Source organism: Pseudomonas japonica (assembly GCF_900188455.1).
Classification (GTDB): Bacteria; Pseudomonadota; Gammaproteobacteria; order Pseudomonadales; family Pseudomonadaceae; genus Aquipseudomonas; species Aquipseudomonas japonica.
The window spans coordinates 484,551-506,222 of the sequence record NZ_FZOL01000001.1; the positions used below are offsets into that span (position 1 = coordinate 484,551).

Consider the following 21,672-nt stretch of genomic DNA (forward strand, 5'->3'; position numbering starts at 1 on the left):
TGTCCGCGTCGGTTTTAGGCCGCAGCAGGCGTTGCCCCGTGGTTTATTTGCCAGGCACCAGGGTCAGGCGTTTGCTGCCATACACCCGCTCGTAGTTCTGTCCCTGCAGCGGCACGCTCTGGTACTGCCCGCGGAACCAGGCATCCAGGCCGTTGGCGAACTGCGGGCTGGCCGGGTTGCCGGACTGGCCGCTGCTGCTCAGCAACTGCAGCGGTTCGGCCTGGCCGAAATCCACCACCATGCGCTGCGCTGGCGCCAGGCTGGCCTTGAAGTCCTGACCCCAGGCGAAGGGTGAGGCGCTCAGGGTGCTGTGGTCGCCACCGCTGGCCTGGGCGCGGCGGTCGAGCTTGTCGCCGATGCCGAACAGATTGGCCACCGGCCACTGGTACTGGTGCAGCTTGCCCCACTGCCAGCCACGCCGGTCGCTGCCCAACTGCTGCTCGCCGGCGCTGATCGCCGCGGCCAGGCTGCGGGCGAGGACGGTCGGTTTGTCTTCCACCGTCGGGGTCGTGCGGTCATCCCAGAACGGGCTGTCGTCGCGGCCCAGCAGGTGGTCGGCCTGGGCCGAGTAGGACAGCCGGGCATTGGCGACGAACGCCTGCCATGCCGGGCTGGACTCCGGTCCCAACTCGTCGAGGAAGGTCAGCCGCGCACTCTGCTGCAGGAACAGCTCGTAGATGGCGGCGTCGGCGGAGGTCTGGCTCAGGCGACCGTCGAAGGCCATCAGCCGGGTATAGGCTTCGCGGGCCCTGGCCTTCTGTTCGGCGGGCAGGGCATCGATGGCCTTCTTCAGCGCCTGGGCCATGCCCGGCGCTTCGAACATCGCCTTGAGCTTGCCGGCGAACAGGGTGGTCTGGTCGTTCTGCATGGCGATCAGGCTGCGCGCGTCGTGCTTGCCGTTGCCGGCCAGTTGCGCCAGGCGCTCGGCGCGCTCCGGGTAGGACCAGCTGTTGGACAGCTGCATGCCGTAGCCCCGCGGCGCGCTGCGCTGGGCGGCATTGCCCAGCCAGCCTTGCGCCGGGTCCTGGTCGTAGGGGTGGAGCATGGCGTCGGCGTAGCCGTCCCAGTCGTAGCGGCTTTCCCAGCCCGGCGAGGGCACCAGGCCCTGGCCTTCGCGGCGGTTCGGGTAGCGACCGGTGACCTGCCAGCCGACATTGCTGGCATCGGCGATGACCATGTTCAGCGGCACCGCGCCGATCTCGCGGCTGGCCTCGAAAGCCCGTTCGACGTTGCGTGCCCGCGACAGGTCGAAGAACGCATCCAGGCTTTTGTCGCCCGCCAGGGAAGGCATCTTCAGGGCCAGGCCGAGACTGCCCTTGTCGCCGGTGAGCAGGGCGCCGTGGGCGGTTTCGTAGATCACTTCGCGCTGCGCCCCGCGACCCTTGATGAAGTAGGTCTCGTTGCGCACCCGCGCGTTCTGCCAGCGACCATCGGTTTCGTACTGCAACTGGCTGCCCTGGCGGCGCAGTTTTTCCAGGTACAGGTCCTGGTTGTCGCCCATGGCGGTGCTGCCGCTCCAGGCGAGGGCGCCGTTGAAGCCGGAGAGGATCATCGGCAGGCCCGGCAGGCTGAAGCCGGCGGCCTGGTACTTGGTGGTGCGGATCTGCACCGGGCTGAGCGCCCAGGCGCCCTGGTTGTCGCTGGCCAGCAGGCTCTTGCCGTTGCGGCTGCGTTGCGCGGTGATGGCCCAGCTGGCCGAGTTGGCGCTGCCCAGCACATTGAATGCCGCCAGTTGTTCGCTGACCGCCGCCACGGGCGCCAGGCCGCTGAGCTGGCTGGCGAGGTTCAGCCCCTTGAGCTTGGCCGCCTCGGCATCGTTGAGCGGTTCGTCCGGGTAGTTCGGCAGCAGCCAGGCGAGTTTGTCGGCGCCGACTTTCTGCGCCAGGGTCAGGGCGGCGATCTCTTCCTGCAGGTTGACCGACTGGCTGAAGCTGTACAGGGCGAAGAGCAGCGCCGAGTCCTCGGCCTTCCAGTATTCCGGCCGGTAGCCGGCCACCGGCGATGGCAGCTTGTCGCGGTAGCGGAACAGGTAGGCGTTGACCCCGCGGGCGTAGACCTCGAAGAAGCGCTTCAGGCGTGGCGAAGCGTCGCTGTAGAGCTGGTTGGCGCTCTGGCGCAGGTTGGCCGCGCGCATGAAGCGGTCGACTTCCAGCGCATCGGCGCCGGCCATCTCGGACAGGCGCCCCTGGGCCAGCAGGCGCATGCCGAGCATCTGCCCGATGCGGTCGGAGGCATGCACGTAGCCAAGGCTGAACAGGGCATCGTGGAACGAACTGCTTTCGATCAGCGGCATGCCCTGGGCATTGCGCCGTACCGAGACGTTCTGCGCCAGGCCTTTGAGCGGTTGCACCCCGACCGTGGGCGGTACGCTGTCGGCGTAGTTGCCGGTCTGGCAACCCGCCAGGCCGAGCGCGGCCGCGACGACGCCGAGGCGAAGACGGGAAAGGGAAAAGGCTGGCGAGGCCATGGCAAGGCTCCTGCAAGGGGGTGGCGGCTGAAAGGCGCTACGTTAGTGAGCGCTCGCACGCCGTGCAAGCAGGGGCGGGCGCTTTATTTTCAAAGCGCCGCGCTGGCCATGGTGCTTAGTTCTGCGGCGGATTGATCCTGTCGACCAGGGCGTAGGCGCGCTGGGTCGCCGGACGCGCCTGAATTCGCTCGAACCAGGCCTTCAGATGAGGGAAGTCGGCAAGATCCTGCTGCTGGAAGGTGTGCGGCACGATCCACGGGTAGATCGCCATGTCGGCGATGCTGTAGGCCTCGCCGGCGACGAACGGTCGGTCGCTCAGGCGTTTGTTCAGCACGCCGTACAGCCGCGCGGTTTCGTCGACGTAGCGCTTGATCGCGTAGGGCACCTTCTCCGGTGCGAAGCGATTGAAGTGATGGTTCTGCCCGGCCATCGGGCCGAGGCCGCCCATCTGCCAGAACAGCCACTGCAGGGTTTCCTGGCGGCCGCGCAGGTCCCTGGGGATGAACTGGCCGGTCTTTTCCGCGAGATAGAGCAGGATCGCGCCGGATTCGAACAACGCCAGCGGCTGGCCGTCCACGGCGTCGTTGTCGACGATGGCCGGGATGCGGTTGTTGGGGGCGATTTTCAGGAAGTCGGCGGCGAATTGCTCGCCCTTGCCGATATTGATCGGATGGATCCGGTAGGGAAGGCCGGTCTCCTCAAGGAACAGGCTGATCTTGTGGCCGTTGGGGGTGGTCCAGTAATACAGATCGATCATGAGGCGCTCCGTCAGGAGACGGCAGCAGGATGAGCGCTGCCGTCGGTCTGCCGCGCTGGCGCGCAGCGGTCGGAGCAATGGATATCACAAAGCCAGACCGCTGTTACAGGGCGGCGCGCTCAGGCGCCGTGGCACTTCTTGAATTTCTTCTCGCTGCCGCACGGGCAAGGGTCGTTGCGGCCGACATCCTTCAGCGCGTTGCGCACCGGCTCCTGTGGGCCGTGGTTGCAGTGCGGGCCATGCACGTGGCCGTGGTCATGGTGATGATGGTCGTGATCGTGGTCGTGATTGCAGTCAGGACCGTGGACGTGGGGTTGCTGGCTCATTGCGGGTTGCTCCGGGAAAAAATCGCCGGGGATTATCGCACCACTGCGCGACGAGCGCAGCCCGCCGCGCATCGCCGTTCAGGCACCGACGTAGCTCGAACAGCACTTCTTGTACTTCTGTCCACTGGCGCAGGGGCAGGCGTCGTTGCGTCCGGCCTTGAGGCCCACGGTCGGGTCGATGAAGTACCAGCGGCCCTGGTTCTGCACGAAGGCCGAGCGTTCGCGGTGGCTGTGTTCGCCGTCGAGGTCGTGCCAGCGCGCGGTGAAGGTGACGAAGGCATGCTCGGGCTGGCCGCCGAAGACCTCCGCCGATTCCACCTCCAGGCCGAGCCAGGTGCTTTGCGCGCTCCAGGCGGCGATGCTCTGCCGATCGAGGCCGGCCTGCTGCACCGGCAGGGTGGTGGCCACCAGGTAGTCCACCAGGCCCAGCACATAGGCGCTGTAGCGCGAACGCATCAGGGTCTGCGCATCCGGGGCCGGCTGGCCGGCGTGATAATGCCCGCAGCAGGCGTCCAGCAGATCGCCGCTGCCGCAGGGACAAACCGAAACACTCATCGCGTCACCACCAGTACTTGCCGAAGTTTTGCGGATTGGCCCAGAACTTGGCGTTGAGCCAGTCCGGGACCTGCTTGTAGTCGCGCAGATCGTAGGTGTACAGGCCGAGCACCTGTTCCTCGCGCTGGAAGCGTTCGTTGGCCTGCAAGGCCAGCGCGTAGAAATCGGTGTCTTCCCAGCCGCTCGCGGCGAGGTCGGCGAGCACCGCGATGCGGCTCGCGTTGAGATTGCGGATGCCGCCGAGCAGTTCCAGGCCACTGCGCTTGGCCAGGTGCTCCAGACAGTCCACCAGCAGGGCCAGGTCGTAGCGCTTGCCGGCCAGTTCGGTCGGCAACGGCCCGGGGGCGGCGACGTCGATACTGGACTGCGGGTGCGCGGCGGCGAAGGCCTCCAGGGCGGGGAAACGCGCGCCGACCAGCAACAGGCGTTGCGGCGCATGGTGTTCGAGCAGCGCCGCCAGAGCCTGTTGCGGCGTGCGCGAAGAAAAGCTGTCGGTCATCGAAGGTCCTCATCTGATCCCGCCAAGACTAGCGGGCAACCACGCCCAGGCAAAGGGGCGCCATGGCTTATTGCTGGCGGAGATGGTTTCAGCGGTCTTTACTCCCATTGATCGGTTCCCACCGAGTTCCCCCCATGGAGACGCAACAAATGAGCATAGTTCGCACAGTTTTACCTCTGGTTCTGCTGACCAGCGTTTTGACTGGTTGCGCAGGTTTGCAAAAAACCGACTGGCCGAAGTGTGCTGCCGTCGGGGGTGTAGGCGGCGCCGCGCTGGGCGCTATCGAGAGCAGCAGTTGGGCCGGCTGGGGCGCCTTGGTCGGTGGCACCATGGCCGCCGCCTATTGCTGGGTCCACGGCGATGGCGACGAAGACGGCGATGGTGTGCCGGACAGCCGCGACAAGTGCCCTGGCACCCCGCGTGGCGTACAGGTCGATGCCAACGGTTGCCCGCCTGAGCCGGCCGCGCCAGTGGTCGAGGAAGTCGTGGTGGTCAAGGAAGAAACCATCGTCATCCGCGACGTGCACTTCGCCTTCGACTCCGACAAGCTCACCGCCAGCGACAAGCAGCGCCTCAACGTCATCGCCGAGCGCCTGCGTCAGGAATCGGCGAGCGCCCGTCTGACCGTCACCGGGCATACCGACAGTGTCGGCACCGATGCCTATAACAAGCAGCTCTCCGACAAGCGAGCGCACTCGGTGGTGCGTTATCTGGTCGAAAGCGGCGTCCCGCAGGCCAGCTTCGTTTCGGTGAGCGGCATGGGTGAAAGTCAGCCTGTGGCCGACAACAGTACCGCGGATGGTCGTGCGCAGAACCGTCGTACCGAGATCAAGATCCAGCGTTGAAACCTCGCGGCCCGTGGCTTGTGAAGTGCCATGGGCCGGTCTTTACTCCTGTGTGACCGGTAATGGCCGGTAACACAGGAGGCATTTCCCCATGACCGCACTTACCAAGGTCGCGCTGCCCATGTTGCTGGCGGCGGGCCTTCTTTCAGGATGTGCAACCCACAGCGATGGCAGCGCGCCGCTCAACCAGCGGACCTGGCCGATCTGCAGCCTGCTCGGCGGCCTGCTTGGTGGCGGTCTCGGCGCCATCGAAAGTTCGGCCTGGGCTGGCGGTGGCGCGGCGGCCGGGGCGATCGCCGGTGGGTTGATCTGTTATGCCCAGGATGGCGACGAGGACGGTGATGGGGTGTTCGACCGCCGCGACCGCTGCCCGGATACGCCGGCGAACACGCCAGTGGAGCACAACGGCTGCCCGGCGCCGCAGTATCCGCCCTCGCAGAAACCCGCCGAGCCGCAAGCGACCCCTCCGGAGGTGATCACCCTGAGTGATCAGGGCAACGTGCTGTTCGCCTTCGACTCCGCTGAGCTCACGGCGGCCGCCCAGCAGCAGTTGCAGGGGCTGGTCGAGAAACTGAGCAATCCGCAGGTGCGCACCATTCGTGTGGTCGGGCACACCGACAGCCAGGGTAGCGATGCCTACAACCAGGGCCTGTCCGAGCGCCGCGCCGGCAGTGTCGCGACCTACCTGATCAATGCCGGGATCACGCCGCAGAAGGTCAGCAGCGAGGGGCGTGGCGAAAGCGATCCGGTGGCCGACAACCAGAGCGATGCCGGTCGTGCGCAGAACCGCCGGGTAGACCTGCACCTCAATTGATCGAGGGGACGCCAGCGGCTATGGTGGCAGTCTGTCTCCGGGCGGGCTGCCACGGCTGACGCGAACCATTGAAGAGGTAAGGCAATGAAAGGCTTGCTGGGATTCTTCAAGGCCCTGACCGTGGTGTTCTGGTGGGTGGTGCTGGTGAATCTGCTGATTCCCGCGGAAAAACCCTTCCATCAGATGATCAACCTGGCCGGGGCGGCGTTGCTGGGGCTGCATTTTCTCGAAGTACTGTTCTACAACGGTCGCCTGCGCGAGCGCAGTCACCGCTGGTTCGACCGCCTGCAGATCCTGCTGGTGGGCATCTTCCATATTCTTTCCATCCCCGCACCCCGCAAGGAAGTTCCGCATGCGTAAGCTGATGCTGTTGACCGCGTTGTTCAGCCCGCTGGTCCTGGCCGATTCCCTGAGCGTGGCACCGCATTCGGTGTTGCGTCTGGCGAGCAAGGCCAGTGTCGTTCACCTGGAACGCCTCGAGGTGGCGGAGGCGGCCAGCCTGGTGCTGCCGGCGAGCCTGGTGGAGCTGAAGATCGATCAACTGACGCTGGGGCGCGATGCGCGGATTTCCGTGGTATCGGCCGAAGAAACCCTGCGTATCGAAGTGGCCCGGGCGCAGTTGGCCGAAGGCAGCCTGATCAGCGCCACCGGCGCGGCGGGCAACTACGAGCGTGCGGCCAGGCCGGGGCGCAGCCTGGACCTGCGTCTGCGGCAGGTCCAGGCACCGTTGCTGTCGATCGATGCCCGCGGTGGCGCGGGTGCGCCGGGGTATGTCGGCCTCGATGGGGCCAACGGCAAGGCCGGTGGCTGCACCTGGGGTTCGGCGAGTCGCGGGGCCAATGGCGACGATGGCGGCAATGGCCATGACGGCGCCGCGGGTGGTCGGGTGCATTTGGTGGTGCCGGCCGATTATCCGGCGGAGCAGATCAAGGTGCGCCTGGAAGGCGGTGCGCCGGGCGTCGCGGGTGCGGCCGGCAAGGCGGGGCAGGGTGGTGCGAGCAAGGGCTGCCTGGTGTATCGCACCGAGGCCGGGGCCAATGGCCGGCCCGGGGCGGCCGGTCAGCCGGGGATGGCGGGGGCGGCTGGAGAACTGAGCGTCCAGCGCCTCTGATCTTCTTTGTTCTCGATGGCCTCATCGCTTGCCAGCGATGAGGCCATCGAGTCAGAAAGACAACCTCGAGGTCGCCACCAGCACCACGGCAATCCCCAGCAGCAGATTGATCCCCACCAACCGGCGAATCCGTCCCAGCACCGCGGCGCCCGCGGCCCAGTCACCGGCTTCCACCGCCTTGCGCAATTCCGGCAGCAGCAGGCTCTGGATCCGCATGAACAGGGCGAACATCGCGATCCCGCCGCCAATCATCACCTGCACATGCCGCGGTGCGCTGTCCAGCGTGCCGAAGTGCATGTGCAGCATGCCGACGCCACTGATCGCCAGGACGAGGATCGCGATCCACACCCAGCTGAAAAAACGCGGAAACACTTCCAGCCACAACTGCAGGCGGGCGGGGCCTTCGAGGACGCTGGCGGCCGCCGGGCGCAGGACCATCCAGGCGAAGAACATGCCGCCGACCCAGACCAGGGCGGCCAGGACATGCAGGCTGTAGGGAAGGGCAAAGGCGGTCATCGGGCACTCCGTTCGGCGCAAAGGACAATAGCGGGGTATGATAGCCGGCTCATCGAAAACACTGAAAATATATCCAGCCCTCCGCGGGCGCCCGAGACCATGATCAGCAACGAACTCAAGTCCCAGATTCAGGGCGCCTATTCGCGTTTCCTCGAAGCCAAGAGCCTCAAGCCGCGCTATGGCCAGCGCCTGATGATCGCCGAAGTCGCCAAGGTGCTCGGCGACATCGACGTCGACGACGAAGGCCGGCGCAGCGGCGATCCCGCGGTGGTCGCGGTGGAGGCCGGCACCGGTACTGGCAAGACCGTGGCCTACAGCCTGGCCTCGATCCCCGCGGCCAAGGCCGCCGGCAAGCGCCTGGTGATCGCCACCGCCACCGTCGCCCTGCAGGAACAGATCGTGTTCAAGGACCTGCCGGACCTGATGCGCAACAGCGGCCTGAACTTCAGCTTCGCCCTGGCCAAGGGCCGCGGTCGCTACCTGTGCCTGTCCAAGCTCGACCTGCTGCTGCAGGAAGGCCACGCGCAGAGCGCCACCGCGCAGTTGTTCGAGGAGGAAGGCTTCAAGATCGAGGTGGACGAGGCCAGCCAGAAGCTGTTCAACAGCATGATCGAAAAGCTCGCCGGCAACCGCTGGGACGGCGATCGCGACAGTTGGTCCACCGCCCTCGAAGACCAGGACTGGGCGCGGGTCACCACCGACCACAGCCAGTGCACCGGGCGCCATTGCCCGAACTTCGGCCAGTGCACCTTCTATAAGGCCCGCGAGGGCATGGGCAAGGTCGACGTGATCGTCACCAACCACGACATGGTCCTCGCCGACCTGGCCCTGGGTGGCGGCGCCGTGCTGCCGGACCCGCGCGACACCATCTACGTGTTCGACGAAGGCCATCACCTGCCGGACAAGGCCATTGGCCACTTCGCCCACTACAGCCGCCTGCGTTCCACCGCCGACTGGCTGGAACAGACCGCGAAGAACCTGACCAAGCTGCTGGCCCAGCACCCGCTGCCGGGCGACCTGGGCAAGTACATCGAACAGGTGCCGGAGCTGGCACGGGAGATCAAGACCCACCAGCAGTTCATGTTCAGCGCCTGCGAGCAGGTCGCCGACTTCCGTCCCAGCGAGGACATGGAGGGCCGCGAGCGTCCTCGTCACCGCTTCGTCGGTGGCGTGGTGCCGGAGCATATCCGCGAGATCGGCATCGAACTGAAGAAGGGGTTCGCCCGCCTCAACGACCTGTTCACCCGTCTCGCCGACCTGCTCAAGGAAGGCATGGACGGCGAGGTCAACATCGGTATCGCCAGCCATCAGGCCGAGGAATGGTATCCGCTGTTCGGCACCCTGCTGACCCGGGCCCAGGGCAACTGGGAACTGTGGACCGCGTTCACCGCCGAAGACCCGGAAGACAGCCCGCCGATGGCGCGCTGGCTGACCCTGGCCGAGAGCGGGGCGCTGTTCGACATCGAAGTCAACGCCAGCCCGATCCTGGCCGCCGAGATGCTCCGGCGCAATCTGTGGAGCGTCGCCCACGGTGCTCTGGTGACCTCCGCGACCCTGACCGCGCTGGGGACCTTCGATCGTTTCCGCATGCGCTCGGGCCTGCCCAAGGCAGCGATCACCGCGGTGGTGCCGAGCCCGTTCCACCATACCGATGCCGGCGTGCTGCGGGTGCCCGACCTGCGCGCCGACCCGCGCGATGCCGCCGCCCACACCGCGGCGATCATTCGCGACCTGCCGGACCTGGTGGAAGGCTCGCGCGGGTCGCTGGTGCTGTTCTCCTCGCGCAAGCAGATGCAGGACGTGTTCGACGGCCTCGACCGCGACTGGCGCCGGCAGGTCTTCATCCAGGGCAACCTGTCCAAGCAGGAAACCCTCAACAAGCACAAGGCGCGGGTCGACGGCGGTGAGTCCAGCGTGCTGTTCGGTCTGGCCAGTTTCGCCGAGGGCGTCGACCTGCCGGGTGCCTACTGCGAACACGTGGTCATCGCCAAGATCCCCTTCGCCGTGCCGGATGATCCGGTGGAGGCGGCGCTGGCCGAGTGGATCGAGGCCAGGGGCGGCAATCCGTTCATGGAGATCGCCGTGCCGGATGCCTCGCTCAAGTTGATCCAGGCCTGCGGTCGGCTGCTGCGGACCGAAGAGGACCGCGGGACCATCACCCTGCTGGATCGCCGGGTGGTCACTCAGCGTTATGGCAAGGCTATTCTCAATGCGCTGCCGCCGTTCAGGCGGGAAATCTCTTAGTCTTCCGGGCCTGCTTTGCAGGCCTTCGCGGGCAAGCCACGCTCCTACAGAAGACGCGCGCGTTTCGTAGGCGCGCGGCTTGCCCGCGAAAGGACCGCAACGCGGTCCCGAATTCGTTGTCTACTCGTCGGAATCAAGGCCGAACCCGGCCCTCTCAAGGAGAACCACACCCCCATGCTGCGCCGTACCCTGCCTGCCGTTATCGCACTGTTGATCAGCCAGCCCCTGCTGGCCGGGCAACAGACGCTGTTCAACTTCGTGCGTCCGACCTCGGTGGTCACGGTGGCGACCGGGGATGCCAGCCTGCCGCAGTACAACGCGGAGCAGACGGCCGAAGGCGAGGTGCTGCGGCGGGTGGTGTTCAACCCGGCGCAGCGGCCGAACCTGCGCATGAGTCCGCAGGCTGGCGTGTGGGACTGGTCGGCGCAGAAGGCCCTGACCCTGCGCCTGCAAAGCGGCATGGACTGGGCCCTGACCGTCGATGTCAGTATCGAGAGCGCCGACGGCAAGACCCTCACCAGCCGCATCGACCTGCCCGCCGGTCCGGCGCAGACCGTGGTGGTTCCGCTGCAGGCCAGCTCGCCGCTGAGCCAGGGCATGCGCGCCGGCCCGCCGATGCCCTGGACCTTCGAAGGCCAGCGTGTGCTGGTCGGCAGCAGCAGCGGTGAGCTGGACTTGAGTCGGGTCAGCGCCGTGACCCTGTCGATGAACCAGCCGAATGTCGCCCAGAGCGTGCTGATCGAACGGATCAACGTGCAGGACGACGATCGCCTGCAAAAGGCCGCCTACGCCGGGCTGATCGATGGCTACGGCCAGTTCTCCCGTGGTCGCTGGCCGGAAAAGGTCGGCAGCGACGAACAACTGAAGAGCGCCGCGGCCAGGGAGCAGCAACAGCTGAAGACCTGGCTGGCCGAGCGCCAGAAGCAGCCACTGGACCGCTTCGGCGGCTGGACCGGCGGGCAGACCTTCGATGCCAAGGGCTTCTTTCGCACGGTCAAGCGCGATGACCGCTGGTACCTGGTGACTCCGGAAGGCCATCCGTTCTACTCCCTGGGGGTCAACGCGGTGAACGACGAGCCGGGCCGCACCTACGTGGCCGGCCGCGAGCAGATGTTCAGCGAACTGCCAGCCGCGGATTCGCCCCTGGCGACCTTCTACGGCGAGGGCAACAACAACGACGGCAATGCCTCGTCGCGGGGGCGCGCCTTCAATCAGGGCCGCTGGTTCGACTTCTATGCCGCCAACCTCGAACGTGGCCATGGCCAGCCCTGCGCAAAACCGGCCGCGGAACAGCCAACCGCGCCTTGCCCGGTGCCGGCCTTCGACGCCGCGCGCTGGCAGAGCCACAGCCTCGATCGGCTGCAGGCCTGGGGCTTCAACACCCTCGGCAACTGGAGCGAGGCCAGCCTGGGCCAGGCGCAGCGGGTGCCCTATACCCTGCCGCTGGCCATCGTCGGCGACTACGCCAGCATCAGCACCGGCATGGACTGGTGGGGCGCCATGCCCGACCCGTTCGACCCGCGCTTCGCCATGGCCACCGAGCGTGCCGTGGCCATCGCCGCCCGCGACCACCGCGACGATCCCTGGCTGATCGGTTACTTCGCCGACAACGAACTGGCCTGGGCCGCGCCCGGCGACGATCCCAGGTCGCGCTACGGCCTGGCCTACGGCACCCTGCGCCTGACCACCGACGTGCCGGCCAAACGGGCCTTCCTCAAGCAGTTGCGCGACAAGTACCGCAACCAGGAGGGCCTGTCCAAGGCCTGGGGGATCCAGCTCACGGCCTGGGAACTGATGGAGGATCCAGGCTTCGAACCGCCGCTGCCGAGCGCCGAGCACCCGCAGATCGAAGAGGATTTCAAGCACTTCCAGCGCTCGTTCGCCGACGCCTATTTCAAGACGATCTCCGATGCGCTCAAGTGGCACGCGCCGAATCACCTGCTGCTCGGTGGCCGCTTCGCCGTCACCACACCGGAAGCGGTGGCGGCCTGCGCCCAGTATTGCGACGTGCTGAGCTTCAACTTCTATACGCCCAAGCCCCAGGACGGCTACGACTTCGCCCGGTTGCGCGCGCTGGACAAGCCGATCCTGGTCTCCGAGTTCCATTTCGGCTCCCGCGATCGCGGGCCGTTCTGGCCGGGACCGATGGAGGTCGCCCGCGAGGAAGACCGCGGCCCCGCCTATGCGGCCTTCCTCAAGGCAGCCCTGGCCGAGCCGGCGATCGTCGGCGCGCACTGGTTCCAGTTCTTCGACCAGCCGGCCAGCGGGCGCCTGCTGGATGGCGAGAATGGTCATTTCGGCTTGGTGGCCATCACCGATCTGCCCTACCAGGGCTTCATCGAGCAGGTGCGCAAAGCCAACCTGCAGGTGGAGAAAGCTATCGTCGGTACGCCGCCGGCACCTCGTGAGGCGAAGAGTGAAGCGGTCAAACCCTGAATCCCAGATGAATAAAGACGCGGTCTGACCCGCGTCTGTTCCCAAATCCCTCGCGGGCTGAAACAATGCCCGCCACTTTCCAGACAGGTTGCGCAGGAGTCGCCGGGTGCAGATTCAGGGTCATTTCGAGCTCGAGTTCGAGGCGGTACGCGAGGCCTTCGCGGCCCTCTTCGACGATCCCCAGGAACGCGGCGCGGCGTTGTGCATCCAGGTCGGTGGCGAAACCGTGCTGGACCTCTGGGCCGGCAGCGCCGACAAGGACGGCCAGGAGGCGTGGCACAGCGACACCATCGCCAACCTGTTTTCCTGTACCAAACCTTTCGCCGCGGTTACCGCCCTGCAACTGGTGGGCGAAGGCAAGCTGCAACTGGATGCGCCGGTGGCCCGCTACTGGCCCGAGTTCGCCCAGGCCGGCAAGGAAGCGGTGACCCTGCGTCAGTTGCTCTGCCACCAGGCCGGTCTGCCGGCGATCCGCGAGTTGCTGCCCGCCGAAGCGCTGTACGACTGGCAGGCCATGACCGACGCGCTGGCCGCCGAAGCGCCGTGGTGGACGCCGGGTACCGCCCATGGCTACGCGGCAATCACCTATGGCTGGCTGGTCGGCGAGCTGATCCGCCGTGTCGATGGTCGCGGTCCGGGGGAGTCCATCGTCGCGCGCACGGCCAAACCCCTGGGGCTGGATTTCCATATCGGTCTGGACGACGCGGAGTTCCACCGTGTCGCCCACATCGCCCGGGGCAAGGGCAACCTTGGCGACGAAGCGGCGCAGCGCCTGTTGCAGGTGACCATGCGCGAACCCGAGGCCCTGTCGACCCGCGCCTTCACCAACCCGCCGGCGATCCTCACCAGCACCAACAAGCCGGAATGGCGCCGCATGCAGCAACCCGCGGCCAATGGCCACGGCAACGCCCGCAGCCTCGCTGGTTTCTACGCCGGCCTGCTCGACGGCAGCCTGCTGGAGTCGGAACTGCTTGACGAACTGACCCGCGAGCACAGCCTGGGCGACGACAAGACCCTGCTGACCCGCACCCGTTTCGGCCTGGGCTGCATGCTCGACCAGCCGGACGTGGCCAACGCTACCTTCGGCCTCGGTGCCCGTGCCTTCGGTCACCCGGGGGCCGGCGGATCGGTGGGCTTCGCCGACCCGGAGCACGATGTCGCCTTCGGTTTCGTCACCAATACGATGGGCCCTTACGTCCTCATGGACCCTCGCGCGCAGAAACTGGTGCGGGTCCTGGCAAGCTGCCTTTGATCGGTTGCCGCTGTGCGCGGCGCCGTCATTGGCTATTCTGCAACCACTTTGTTCGTATTTTTTCTTTCATTTTCATGGTGTATCGCTGATGTCTTCACATAAAACCTTAGCTCTCGCTCTGTGCCTGGCCATCACTGGTTGCGCCCAGCATCCCCAGAACGATAGCGCCGCCGGCGGTAGCAGTTGGTGGCCGTTCGGCTCGGACAAGGTGGCCGACCAGGACGTGAAGGATGCCGTGAACGAGAAGGTGGCCAAGGTCGAAGCCAAGTCGGAAGCCAAGTCCGAAGGCGGTAACTGGTGGTGGCCGTTTGGTGGCAGCGACGACAAGGCCGCCGCGAAGACCGCCGCGGTACCGAAGATCGACGTCAAGGCGACCCAGGCCTGGCTGGACAGCTACGAGCCGAAGCTGCGCGAGGCGATCAAGGACAGCAAGCTGGAACTGGAACGCCGCGAAGACGTGCTGGTGGTGACCCTGCCGGTGGACAGTGGCTACAACCCGGACCGTCCGGCCATGCTCCTGCCGATTTCCCTCGGCCCTATCACCCGGGTCGCCAAGATCGTCGAAATCGACAGCAAGACTGCCGTGCTGGTCCTCGGCCATGCCGACAGCAGTGGCGCCGCCGTGGCCAATCAGAAGTTGAGCCTGGAGCGTGCCCAGTCGGTGTCGGCGATCTTCCGCCTGAGCGGCCTGCAGCGTGACCGCCTGAACCTGCGCGGCATGGGCGCGGTGGCACCGCGCGCGGCCAACGACAGCGCCCAGGGCCGTTCGCTGAACCGTCGGGTGGAAATGATCCTGACCCCGCAGGCGACCATGGTCGCGCTGCTTGCCAAGTACCAGCAGCCGACGCCGAGCCCGGCCGAACTGGTCGCCGTGCAGGACGCCAAGCCGGCCACCGCGGCCAAGCCAGCCGCCAAGGCCGCCGCCAAGCCAGCGGCGAAAGCCCCGGCCAAGGGCGCTGCTGCGAAGAAAGCCGCGCCGGCGAAAACCGCCGCGACCCCGAAAAAAGCGGCTCCAGCCAAACCGGCTGCTAAAAAAGCCGAGCCCGCGGCGAAGAAAGTCGCGGCCAACAACAGCCCTGCGAAGACCAACTGATACTCTCAAGGAACGCTGTAGATGACTCAATCCCTGGCTGATATGCGCCGTGACTACACCCGCGATGGCCTGGCCGAGGCCCAGGCCCCGACGGAGCCCTTCGCGCTGTTCCACCAATGGTTCGCCGACGCGGTGAAGACCGAGCAGGCCCCGGTGGAAGCCAATGCGATGACCCTCGCCACCGTCGACGCACAAGGTCGGCCGCACTGCCGCGTCCTGTTGCTCAAGGGCCTCGACGAACAGGGCTTCACCTTCTTCACCAACTACGAGAGCGCCAAGGGCCAGCACCTGCAGGCCAACCCGTTCGCCGCCATGACGTTCTTCTGGCCGGCGCTGGAGCGCCAGGTGCGCATCGAGGGGCGGGTGGTCAAGGTCTCGGCCGAAGAGTCCGATGCCTATTACCAGGTGCGACCGCTGGGCAGTCGCCTGGGCGCCTGGGCCTCACCGCAGAGCCGGGTGATTGCCGACCGTGGCGAACTGGAAGACCTGCTCAAGGCCACCGAGCAGCGTTTCAGCGACAGTCAGCCGCACTGCCCCGAGCACTGGGGGGGCTACCGCCTGCTGCCGGAGCGTGTCGAGTTCTGGCAGGGGCGCGCCAGTCGCCTGCATGACCGCCTCAATTACCGCCTGCAAGATGGCGCCTGGCTGCGCGAGCGGCTGGCGCCTTAACCGCCCTGATAGCCGGCGGCCTCGCGTTCCAGCCAGGTCGCCAGCTCCTTCCTCTTGACCTTCTGCGTCCGTGCGGCCTCCAGCCGTTGCAGCATGAATGCGCGCTTGCCCTCGTCCTTGCCGGCGAACGACAGGGCCAGGTCGCGGTCGGTCCAGCGTCTGATCCGCACATACAGCCAGCCGTGGAAATACAGGCCGGCCACGGTGGTGATGGCGATGATGAAGTAATCCATGTCTATTCTTGTTTCCCAAGTCTTCTGATGATTCAGGGTCTGCTGCCTGTACTGAAGCTGAATGGAAGCAATTTTTCCCTGGGTGCATCGTGACAGTCGTCAATGCGCGCAGTCTAATGAGCACCTGTCTTGAGGAGATGATCCTATGCGTAAGTCTGTACTGCTGGTCGCGTCGTTCACCACGATGTCGCTGTTGCTGGGCGGTTGTGCCTCCAACCTGTCCGGCGATTCCTATTCCCGGGACGAGGCGCGTCGCGTGCAGACCGTTCGCGTGGGCACTATCGAATCCCTGCGCCCGGTGAAGATCGAAGGCACCAAGACCCCGATCGGCGGTGGCGCCGGTGCGGTCGTCGGTGGTGTCGCCGGTAGCGCCATCGGTGGCGGCCGCGGCAGCATCGTCGCCGCGGTGATCGGTGCGGTAGCCGGTGGCCTGGCGGGTTCCGCCGCGGAAGAGGGCCTGACCCGTACCCAGGGCGTGGAAATCACCGTGCGCGAGGACGACGGCAGCATGCGCGCCTACGTGCAGCAGGTTCAGGAAAACGAGATTTTCCGGGTCGGCGAGCGCGTACGCATCATGACCGTCAATGGCACCAGCCGCGTCAGCCACTGAGCGATAGCGCCAGAAAGCGAAAACCCCGAGCCGGCTCGCGCCGCTCGGGGTTTTTTCTTGCCTGCGAATCAGCTGGCCGGCTGTTTCGGGCTGGACAGCGCGGTGATGGTGTAGCCGATGATCGCGGCGAGGATCGAGCCGGTGAGGATGCCCATGCGGTCCATGCCTGCGTACTCGCTGGCGCCGGGCACGAAGGCCAGGGAGCCGACGAACAGGCTCATGGTGAAGCCGATGCCGCAGAGGATCGCCACGCCGAGGATCTGCCCCCAGTTGGCGCCGGCGGGCAGGGCGGCAAGACCGAGCTTGATGGCGATCCAGGTCAGGCCGAACACGCCGATGGTCTTGCCCACCAGCAGACCGACGGCGATGCCCAGGGGCACCGCGTGGGTGAAGCTCTCGAGGGTTACCCCGGCCAGCGATACGCCGGCGTTGGCGAAGGCGAACAGCGGCAGGATGCCGTAAGCCACCCACGGGTGCAGCGCATGCTCCAGCGTGAGCAGCGGCGAGGTTTCGGCGTTGCGCGTGCGCAGCGGGATGCACAGGGCCAGAGTGACGCCGGCGAGGGTGGCGTGGACGCCGCTCTTCAGCACGCAGACCCAGAGGATCAGGCCGACCACCAGGTAAGGTCCGAGCTTGACCACGCCGAACCGGTTCATGGCGATCAGCGCCACCAGGCAGGCCGCCGCCAGCATCAGCGACAGGGTGGACAGCGCGCCGGAGTAGAACAGGGCGATGATGATGATCGCGCCGAGGTCGTCGATGATCGCCAGGGTCATCAGGAACAGCTTCAGCGAGACCGGCACGCGCTTGCCGAGCAGGGCCAGCACGCCGAGGGCGAAGGCAATGTCGGTGGCGGTGGGAATCGCCCAGCCGGCGATGGCGGCGGGATTGTCGCGGTTGAGGAACCAGTAGATCAGCGCCGGCACCAGCATGCCGCCGACGGCCGCGGCACCGGGCAGGACCACCTGGGACGGCTTCGACAGGTGGCCTTCCACCAGCTCGCGCTTGACCTCCAGGCCGATGAGCAGGAAGAACAGGGCCATCAGGCCGTCGTTGATCCACAGCAGCAGCGGCTTGGCGATGCTCAGCGCACCGATCTGTACCGCCACCGGGACTTCGAGCAGGCCGTTGTACAGCCAGGAAAGGGGGGAGTTGTTGACGATCAGGGCCAGTACCGCAGCGGCGATCAGTAACAGACCGCTGGCGGCTTCCAGCTGGAAGAATCGGGTGAATGTGCTACGCAGAGGCAAGGTTGCTCCTCCATCGAATTGCAAAAAGGCTGACCACCCTAACCGGTTGTGTTATTCAATAAAATAAAAATTATATTCTTTTTTGTTATAAGCTGTTTCAAGTTTTCCATGGCTATCGGGCTTTTCTGGCAAGCGTGTAGGGATTTGCTTGTAAGGACGGTAGTCGCTTCTACTGTCTTTCGCCCCCAACCCCGGAGAACCGCCTATGAACCATCACCGCACCTGGGTTCGTGAAGCCATCCGCATCATCGAAGCCGATTTCCAGCGCAGCGCCGATACCCATCTGATTCCGCTGTCGATGGCCGGCTTTGCGGATGTCGACCTGTATTTCAAGGACGAGTCCAGCCATCCCACCGGCAGCCTCAAGCACCGTCTGGCCCGCTCGCTGTTTCTCTATGCCCTGTGCAATGGCTGGCTGCGTCCCGGTGCGCCGGTGATCGAGGCGTCCAGTGGCTCCACGGCGATTTCCGAAGCCTATTTCGCCCGTCTGCTCGGCCTGCCGTTCATCGCGGTGATGCCGGCGACCACCTCGCGGGAAAAGATCGCCCAGATCGAGTTCTATGGTGGCAGGCCGCACCTGGTGCAGGACCCGACGCAGATCTACGCCGAGTCCGAGCGTCTGGCGCGGGAAAGCGGCGGGCATTTCATGGACCAGTTCACCTACGCCGAGCGCGCCACCGACTGGCGCGCCAACAACAACATCGCCGAGTCGATCTTCAGCCAGATGCATTTCGAGCGACATGCCGAGCCGGCGTGGCTGATTTCCAGTCCGGGCACTGGCGGTACCACCGCGACCCTGGGCCGCTACGTGCGCTACCGCCGGCATCCGACCCGGGTGTTGTGCGCCGATGCCGAGCGTTCGGTGTTCTTCGACTGCTATCGCACGGGCGACCGCGAGCTGCGCCTGGACTGCGGCTCGCGGATCGAGGGCATCGGCCGGCCGCGGGTCGAGGCGTCATTCCTGCCGGCGGTGATCGACGCCATGGTCAAGGTGCCGGATGCCCTGTCGCTGGCGGCCATGCACTACCTGGCCAGGCGCCTGGGGCGCAGGGTGGGGGGATCGAGCGGGACCAACCTGGTCGGCGCATTGCAGGCAGCGTTGCATATGCAGTCGGCGGGGGAGTCGGGGTCGATCGTGGCGATCCTGTGCGACAGCGGCGAGCGCTATGCGACGACCTATTACGATGAGCAGTGGCTCAAGGCCCAGGGGTTCGATCTGGAGCCGTTGATTGCGCTGGTGGCCGGGTGTGTGGAGCGGGGGGAGGCGTTGCCGGAGAGTGTGCTGCGCGAAGGGATCTGATAACAGCAGTGGCCTCATCGCGGGCAACGCCCGCTCCCACAAGGTCCGTGTGCGCCGCGGATCCTGTGGGAGCGGGCGTTGCCCGCGATGAGGCCCGGGAGATTTACTCGGAAATCCCGAGCATGCTCTTGGCCACGGCCTCGGCGATACGAATGCCATCGACACCCGCGGAGAGAATCCCTCCGGCATAACCCGCCCCTTCACCCGCCGGGAACAATCCCTTCAGGTTCAGGCTCTGCAGGCTCTCGTCACGGGTGATCCGCAGCGGCGACGAGGTACGCGTCTCGATGCCGGTCAGCACCGCATCCGCCAGGTTGTAGCCCTTGATCTGCCGATCGAAGGCGGGGATCGCCTCGCGCAGCGCCTCGATGGCGAAGTCCGGCAGGCTCGGTGCCAGGTCGCCCAGGCTGATGCCCGGCTTGTACGATGGTTCGACGCTGCCCAGCGCGGTCGACGGCCGTCCGGCAACGAAGTCGCCGACCAGTTGCGCCGGCGCCTGGTAGTTGCTGCCACCCAGCACGTAGGCGTGGGCTTCCAGGCGCTCCTGCAGCTCGATACCGGCCAGCGGGCCACCCGGATAATCCTGCTCGGGGGTGATGCCGACGACGATGCCGGAGTTGGCGTTGCGCTCGTTGCGCGAGTACTGGCTCATGCCGTTGGTGACCACGCGCCCCGGCTCGCTGGTGGCGGCGACCACGGTACCGCCCGGGCACATGCAGAAGCTGTAGACCGAACGACCGTTCTTGGCGTGGTGCACGAGCTTGTAGTCGGCCGCGCCGAGTTTCGGGTGGCCGGCATATTTGCCCAGGCGCGCCTTGTCGATCAGCGACTGCGGGTGTTCGATACGGAAGCCGATGGAGAAGGGCTTGGCTTCCATGTACACGCCACGGCTGTGGAGCATGCGGAACGTGTCGCGGGCGCTGTGGCCGAGGGCCAGCACCACGTGGCGCGAGTGCAGTTCCTCGCCGTTGTGCAGGACCACGCCGTGCAACTGACCGTCTTCCATCAGCAGGTCGGTGACCCTGTGCTCGAAACGCACCTCGCCGCCCAGGGCGATGATTTCCTCGCGGATGTTCTCGACCATGCCGGTCAGGCGGAAGGTACCGATGTGTGGCTTGCTGACGTAGAGGATCTCTTCCGGCGCGCCGGCCTTGACGAACTCGTGAAGAACCTTACGGCCGTAGTGTTTCGGGTCCTTGATCTGGCTGTACAGCTTGCCGTCGGAGAAGGTCCCGGCGCCGCCTTCGCCGAATTGCACATTGGACTCGGGGTTGAGCACGCTCTTGCGCCACAGGCCCCAGGTGTCCTTGGTGCGCTGGCGCACTTCCTTGCCGCGTTCGAGCACGATCGGACGCAGGCCGGCCTGGGCCAGGATCAGACCGGCGAAGATGCCGCAGGGGCCGAAGCCGACCACGATCGGCCGCTCGGCCAGGCCACCTTGTGGGGCATTGCCCACCGGCTTGTAGCTGACATCCGGAGCGATGACGACATTGTGGTCGTCGGCGAACGTGCGCAGTACCGCCGCCTCGTCACGCACGTTGAGGTCGATGGCATAGATGAACAGCAGTTCGGTGTTCTTCTTCCGCGCGTCGTAGCTGCGCTTGAAGATGGTGAAGTCGAGCAGCTCGGCGTCGTCGATGCCCAGGCGTTGCACGATGGCGTCGCGCAGGGCTTCGTCGGGATGATCCAGCGGCAGCTTCAGTTCGGTGATTCGTAGCATGACAGGGTCCAGTATCCCGGCCATGAAGGGGCCGGCGGCGTTACACAAACCGCCGAGTATAAAGGTTTCGTCAGCTCGACAGGCAGACTGAATGCGCGCCGGTGGTCAGTCGTTGCGCGAACCGCCGTAGTAGCCGCAGCCTTGCAGGGTCTGGCCATCCAGGCGCAGTTGCGCGGTCAGGTGGCTGACGCCGCCCGTGGCGACGTCGACGCAGCGTTGCGGGGCAAGCCACAGCTCGACCTTCTGGCCGTTGGCTTCGCTGCTGACACTGATGCCGCCGCCGGGCATCTGTTCTTCCAGATAGGGCAGGGCCAGCGGTGGCTGCTCGGGGCGGTTGAGAACCATGCCCTGGCCGCTGACGTTCAGGTTCCAGAACGGCTCCTGGCCGAAGGCGCGCAGGGTCATGCGCTTGAAGTTGGGGTCGGTGCAGGCACTCGCCGAGTGTTCGACGCGGTACAGCTGGTGCACGTTGAACTGGCCGTCGGCGCTGTTGCCCTGGCTGGCTGACAGGGTGCCGCGCAGGTCGGCGAACAGGGTGCCGGGGGTGGCGGCCAGGGTCGCGGCTTCCTGCAGCAGACCGGTATTACCGCTGTCCTGGATGACGAAGCGCCGGCTTTCCGTGCACGGTTTGAACAGCAGTTGGCCATTGGCGGCGCTGAGTTCGCCTTGCAGGCGGGTCATGCCGGCGGTGGAGACGGTTTCCGGCTGGTCGGCGAGCAACTGGCAGCCGGCGAACAGCGGCAGCAGGGCGGCGACGAACAGGGAAGGGACGATACGCATCGAGGAAAACTCCGAGATCTCGGCCAGAAAGTTTTCAACGGTACGCAGGGTGGGGTGGGATCACAAGTTAAGTTATGTCAGAAAAATCTGTGGTCGTTGTGCGCCCTTTCGCGGTCAAGCCGCGCTCCTACGCTGTGCATGCAACCCGTAGGAGCGCGGCTTGCCCGCGAAAGGGCTGCAAAGCAGCCCCGGAAA

General features: G+C 66.1%; 21 protein-coding genes. 11 read left to right on the plus strand and 10 right to left on the minus strand.

Annotated elements, in window-relative coordinates:
• Positions 1-43 precede the first annotated feature (43 nt).
• The 5 genes from CHB99_RS02075 to CHB99_RS02095 form a co-directional block, all read right to left on the minus strand.
• The gene (locus CHB99_RS02075) at positions 44-2,467 is read right to left on the minus strand and encodes a penicillin acylase family protein (RefSeq protein ID WP_042122791.1); all 2,424 of its coding nucleotides are present in this window, start codon (positions 2,465-2,467) and stop codon (positions 44-46) included.
• A gap of 115 nt (positions 2,468-2,582) precedes the next feature.
• Positions 2,583-3,224 carry a glutathione binding-like protein gene (locus CHB99_RS02080; protein ID WP_042122793.1) on the minus strand — a complete coding sequence of 214 codons (642 nt, stop codon included), beginning with the start codon at positions 3,222-3,224 and terminating at the stop codon, positions 2,583-2,585.
• A 119-nt stretch (positions 3,225-3,343) separates the two neighbouring features.
• Positions 3,344-3,550 (minus strand): SEC-C metal-binding domain-containing protein, encoded by a 207-nt coding sequence (locus CHB99_RS02085; RefSeq protein WP_042122794.1) that lies wholly within the window; start codon positions 3,548-3,550, stop codon positions 3,344-3,346.
• A 78-nt stretch (positions 3,551-3,628) separates the two neighbouring features.
• Positions 3,629-4,105 (minus strand): YchJ family protein, encoded by a 477-nt coding sequence (locus CHB99_RS02090; RefSeq protein WP_042122796.1) that lies wholly within the window; start codon positions 4,103-4,105, stop codon positions 3,629-3,631.
• Positions 4,106-4,109: 4 nt separating this feature from the next.
• Positions 4,110-4,604 (minus strand): DUF6231 family protein, encoded by a 495-nt coding sequence (locus tag CHB99_RS02095; RefSeq protein WP_042122798.1) that lies wholly within the window; start codon positions 4,602-4,604, stop codon positions 4,110-4,112.
• A 149-nt stretch (positions 4,605-4,753) separates the two neighbouring features.
• On the opposite strand from CHB99_RS02095, the gene CHB99_RS02100 reads away from it, so the two are divergent.
• The 4 genes from CHB99_RS02100 to CHB99_RS02115 all read left to right on the plus strand — a co-directional run bounded on the left by CHB99_RS02100 (position 4,754) and on the right by CHB99_RS02115 (position 7,374).
• Entirely contained in the window at positions 4,754-5,449 is a 696-nt protein-coding gene (locus CHB99_RS02100; RefSeq protein WP_042122800.1) for a PA1041 family peptidoglycan-binding anchor lipoprotein, read from the plus strand.
• Between the two features lie 91 nt (positions 5,450-5,540).
• A complete protein-coding gene (locus tag CHB99_RS02105) occupies positions 5,541-6,263 on the plus strand; it encodes a PA1041 family peptidoglycan-binding anchor lipoprotein (protein WP_042122802.1) in 723 nt (240 codons plus the stop codon).
• Positions 6,264-6,347: 84 nt separating this feature from the next.
• Positions 6,348-6,623, plus strand: coding sequence for a DUF1145 domain-containing protein (locus CHB99_RS02110; RefSeq protein WP_042122804.1), 276 nt, complete (start codon positions 6,348-6,350; stop codon positions 6,621-6,623).
• Positions 6,616-7,374 (plus strand): hypothetical protein, encoded by a 759-nt coding sequence (locus CHB99_RS02115; RefSeq protein WP_042122806.1) that lies wholly within the window; start codon positions 6,616-6,618, stop codon positions 7,372-7,374. Before CHB99_RS02110 ends, CHB99_RS02115 begins: the two co-directional genes overlap by 8 nt.
• Before the next feature lie 51 nt (positions 7,375-7,425).
• Here CHB99_RS02115 and CHB99_RS02120 read toward each other — a convergent pair whose 3' ends face one another.
• Positions 7,426-7,890 (minus strand): CopD family protein, encoded by a 465-nt coding sequence (locus tag CHB99_RS02120; RefSeq protein ID WP_042122808.1) that lies wholly within the window; start codon positions 7,888-7,890, stop codon positions 7,426-7,428.
• Between the two features lie 99 nt (positions 7,891-7,989).
• Here CHB99_RS02120 and dinG point away from each other — a divergent pair, with 99 nt between their 5' ends.
• From dinG to pdxH, 5 genes are all read left to right on the plus strand, one after another.
• Complete coding sequence (gene dinG / locus CHB99_RS02125) at positions 7,990-10,134, plus strand: ATP-dependent DNA helicase DinG (protein ID WP_042122810.1); 2,145 nt, start codon at positions 7,990-7,992, stop codon at positions 10,132-10,134.
• Positions 10,135-10,308: 174 nt separating this feature from the next.
• On the plus strand, positions 10,309-12,570 hold the full coding sequence (locus CHB99_RS02130; RefSeq protein ID WP_042122811.1) for a beta-galactosidase: 2,262 nt from the start codon (positions 10,309-10,311) through the stop codon (positions 12,568-12,570).
• A gap of 106 nt (positions 12,571-12,676) precedes the next feature.
• Complete coding sequence (locus tag CHB99_RS02135; RefSeq protein WP_042122813.1) at positions 12,677-13,822, plus strand: EstA family serine hydrolase; 1,146 nt, start codon at positions 12,677-12,679, stop codon at positions 13,820-13,822.
• A gap of 88 nt (positions 13,823-13,910) precedes the next feature.
• On the plus strand, positions 13,911-14,915 hold the full coding sequence (locus CHB99_RS02140) for an OmpA family protein (RefSeq protein ID WP_042122815.1): 1,005 nt from the start codon (positions 13,911-13,913) through the stop codon (positions 14,913-14,915).
• 21 nt (positions 14,916-14,936) lie between these two features.
• Positions 14,937-15,584: a pyridoxamine 5'-phosphate oxidase gene (gene pdxH / locus CHB99_RS02145; protein WP_042122818.1), complete on the plus strand. Its 648-nt coding sequence runs from the start codon at positions 14,937-14,939 to the stop codon at positions 15,582-15,584.
• Here pdxH and CHB99_RS02150 read toward each other — a convergent pair.
• Complete coding sequence (locus tag CHB99_RS02150) at positions 15,581-15,817, minus strand: hypothetical protein (protein WP_042122820.1); 237 nt, start codon at positions 15,815-15,817, stop codon at positions 15,581-15,583. The two genes, pdxH and CHB99_RS02150, sit on opposite strands and share 4 nt — an antisense overlap.
• Before the next feature lie 145 nt (positions 15,818-15,962).
• Between CHB99_RS02150 and CHB99_RS02155 the strand changes: the two genes are divergently transcribed.
• Positions 15,963-16,427 (plus strand): outer membrane lipoprotein, encoded by a 465-nt coding sequence (locus tag CHB99_RS02155; protein WP_042122822.1) that lies wholly within the window; start codon positions 15,963-15,965, stop codon positions 16,425-16,427.
• A gap of 68 nt (positions 16,428-16,495) precedes the next feature.
• On the opposite strand, the gene nhaA is transcribed toward CHB99_RS02155, so the two are convergent.
• Positions 16,496-17,677 (minus strand): Na+/H+ antiporter NhaA, encoded by a 1,182-nt coding sequence (nhaA, locus tag CHB99_RS02160; RefSeq protein WP_042122823.1) that lies wholly within the window; start codon positions 17,675-17,677, stop codon positions 16,496-16,498.
• Positions 17,678-17,882: 205 nt separating this feature from the next.
• Here nhaA and CHB99_RS02165 point away from each other — a divergent pair, with 205 nt between their 5' ends.
• The gene (locus CHB99_RS02165; protein WP_089266397.1) at positions 17,883-18,977 is read left to right on the plus strand and encodes a PLP-dependent cysteine synthase family protein; all 1,095 of its coding nucleotides are present in this window, start codon (positions 17,883-17,885) and stop codon (positions 18,975-18,977) included.
• Positions 18,978-19,080: 103 nt separating this feature from the next.
• Here the strand turns inward: CHB99_RS02165 and CHB99_RS02170 are convergent, their stop codons facing one another.
• Positions 19,081-20,697, minus strand: coding sequence for an NAD(P)/FAD-dependent oxidoreductase (locus CHB99_RS02170; RefSeq protein ID WP_042122834.1), 1,617 nt, complete (start codon positions 20,695-20,697; stop codon positions 19,081-19,083).
• A gap of 105 nt (positions 20,698-20,802) precedes the next feature.
• Positions 20,803-21,477, minus strand: coding sequence for a COG3650 family protein (locus CHB99_RS02175; RefSeq protein ID WP_042122835.1), 675 nt, complete (start codon positions 21,475-21,477; stop codon positions 20,803-20,805).
• Positions 21,478-21,672 lie beyond the last annotated feature (195 nt).

Coding starts and splice junctions, on each gene's coding strand:
- CHB99_RS02075 (WP_042122791.1), bottom strand. CDS start 2,467: ATGGCCTCGCCAGCCTTTTCCCTTTCCCGTCTTCGCCTCGGCGTCGTC.
- CHB99_RS02080 (WP_042122793.1), bottom strand. CDS start 3,224: ATGATCGATCTGTATTACTGGACCACCCCCAACGGCCACAAGATCAGC.
- CHB99_RS02085 (WP_042122794.1), bottom strand. CDS start 3,550: ATGAGCCAGCAACCCCACGTCCACGGTCCTGACTGCAATCACGACCAC.
- CHB99_RS02090 (WP_042122796.1), bottom strand. CDS start 4,105: ATGAGTGTTTCGGTTTGTCCCTGCGGCAGCGGCGATCTGCTGGACGCC.
- CHB99_RS02095 (WP_042122798.1), bottom strand. CDS start 4,604: ATGACCGACAGCTTTTCTTCGCGCACGCCGCAACAGGCTCTGGCGGCG.
- CHB99_RS02100 (WP_042122800.1), top strand. CDS start 4,754: ATGAGCATAGTTCGCACAGTTTTACCTCTGGTTCTGCTGACCAGCGTT.
- CHB99_RS02105 (WP_042122802.1), top strand. CDS start 5,541: ATGACCGCACTTACCAAGGTCGCGCTGCCCATGTTGCTGGCGGCGGGC.
- CHB99_RS02110 (WP_042122804.1), top strand. CDS start 6,348: ATGAAAGGCTTGCTGGGATTCTTCAAGGCCCTGACCGTGGTGTTCTGG.
- CHB99_RS02115 (WP_042122806.1), top strand. CDS start 6,616: ATGCGTAAGCTGATGCTGTTGACCGCGTTGTTCAGCCCGCTGGTCCTG.
- CHB99_RS02120 (WP_042122808.1), bottom strand. CDS start 7,890: ATGACCGCCTTTGCCCTTCCCTACAGCCTGCATGTCCTGGCCGCCCTG.
- dinG (WP_042122810.1), top strand. CDS start 7,990: ATGATCAGCAACGAACTCAAGTCCCAGATTCAGGGCGCCTATTCGCGT.
- CHB99_RS02130 (WP_042122811.1), top strand. CDS start 10,309: ATGCTGCGCCGTACCCTGCCTGCCGTTATCGCACTGTTGATCAGCCAG.
- CHB99_RS02140 (WP_042122815.1), top strand. CDS start 13,911: ATGTCTTCACATAAAACCTTAGCTCTCGCTCTGTGCCTGGCCATCACT.
- pdxH (WP_042122818.1), top strand. CDS start 14,937: ATGACTCAATCCCTGGCTGATATGCGCCGTGACTACACCCGCGATGGC.
- CHB99_RS02150 (WP_042122820.1), bottom strand. CDS start 15,817: ATGGATTACTTCATCATCGCCATCACCACCGTGGCCGGCCTGTATTTC.
- CHB99_RS02155 (WP_042122822.1), top strand. CDS start 15,963: ATGCGTAAGTCTGTACTGCTGGTCGCGTCGTTCACCACGATGTCGCTG.
- CHB99_RS02165 (WP_089266397.1), top strand. CDS start 17,883: ATGAACCATCACCGCACCTGGGTTCGTGAAGCCATCCGCATCATCGAA.
- CHB99_RS02170 (WP_042122834.1), bottom strand. CDS start 20,697: ATGCTACGAATCACCGAACTGAAGCTGCCGCTGGATCATCCCGACGAA.
- CHB99_RS02175 (WP_042122835.1), bottom strand. CDS start 21,477: ATGCGTATCGTCCCTTCCCTGTTCGTCGCCGCCCTGCTGCCGCTGTTC.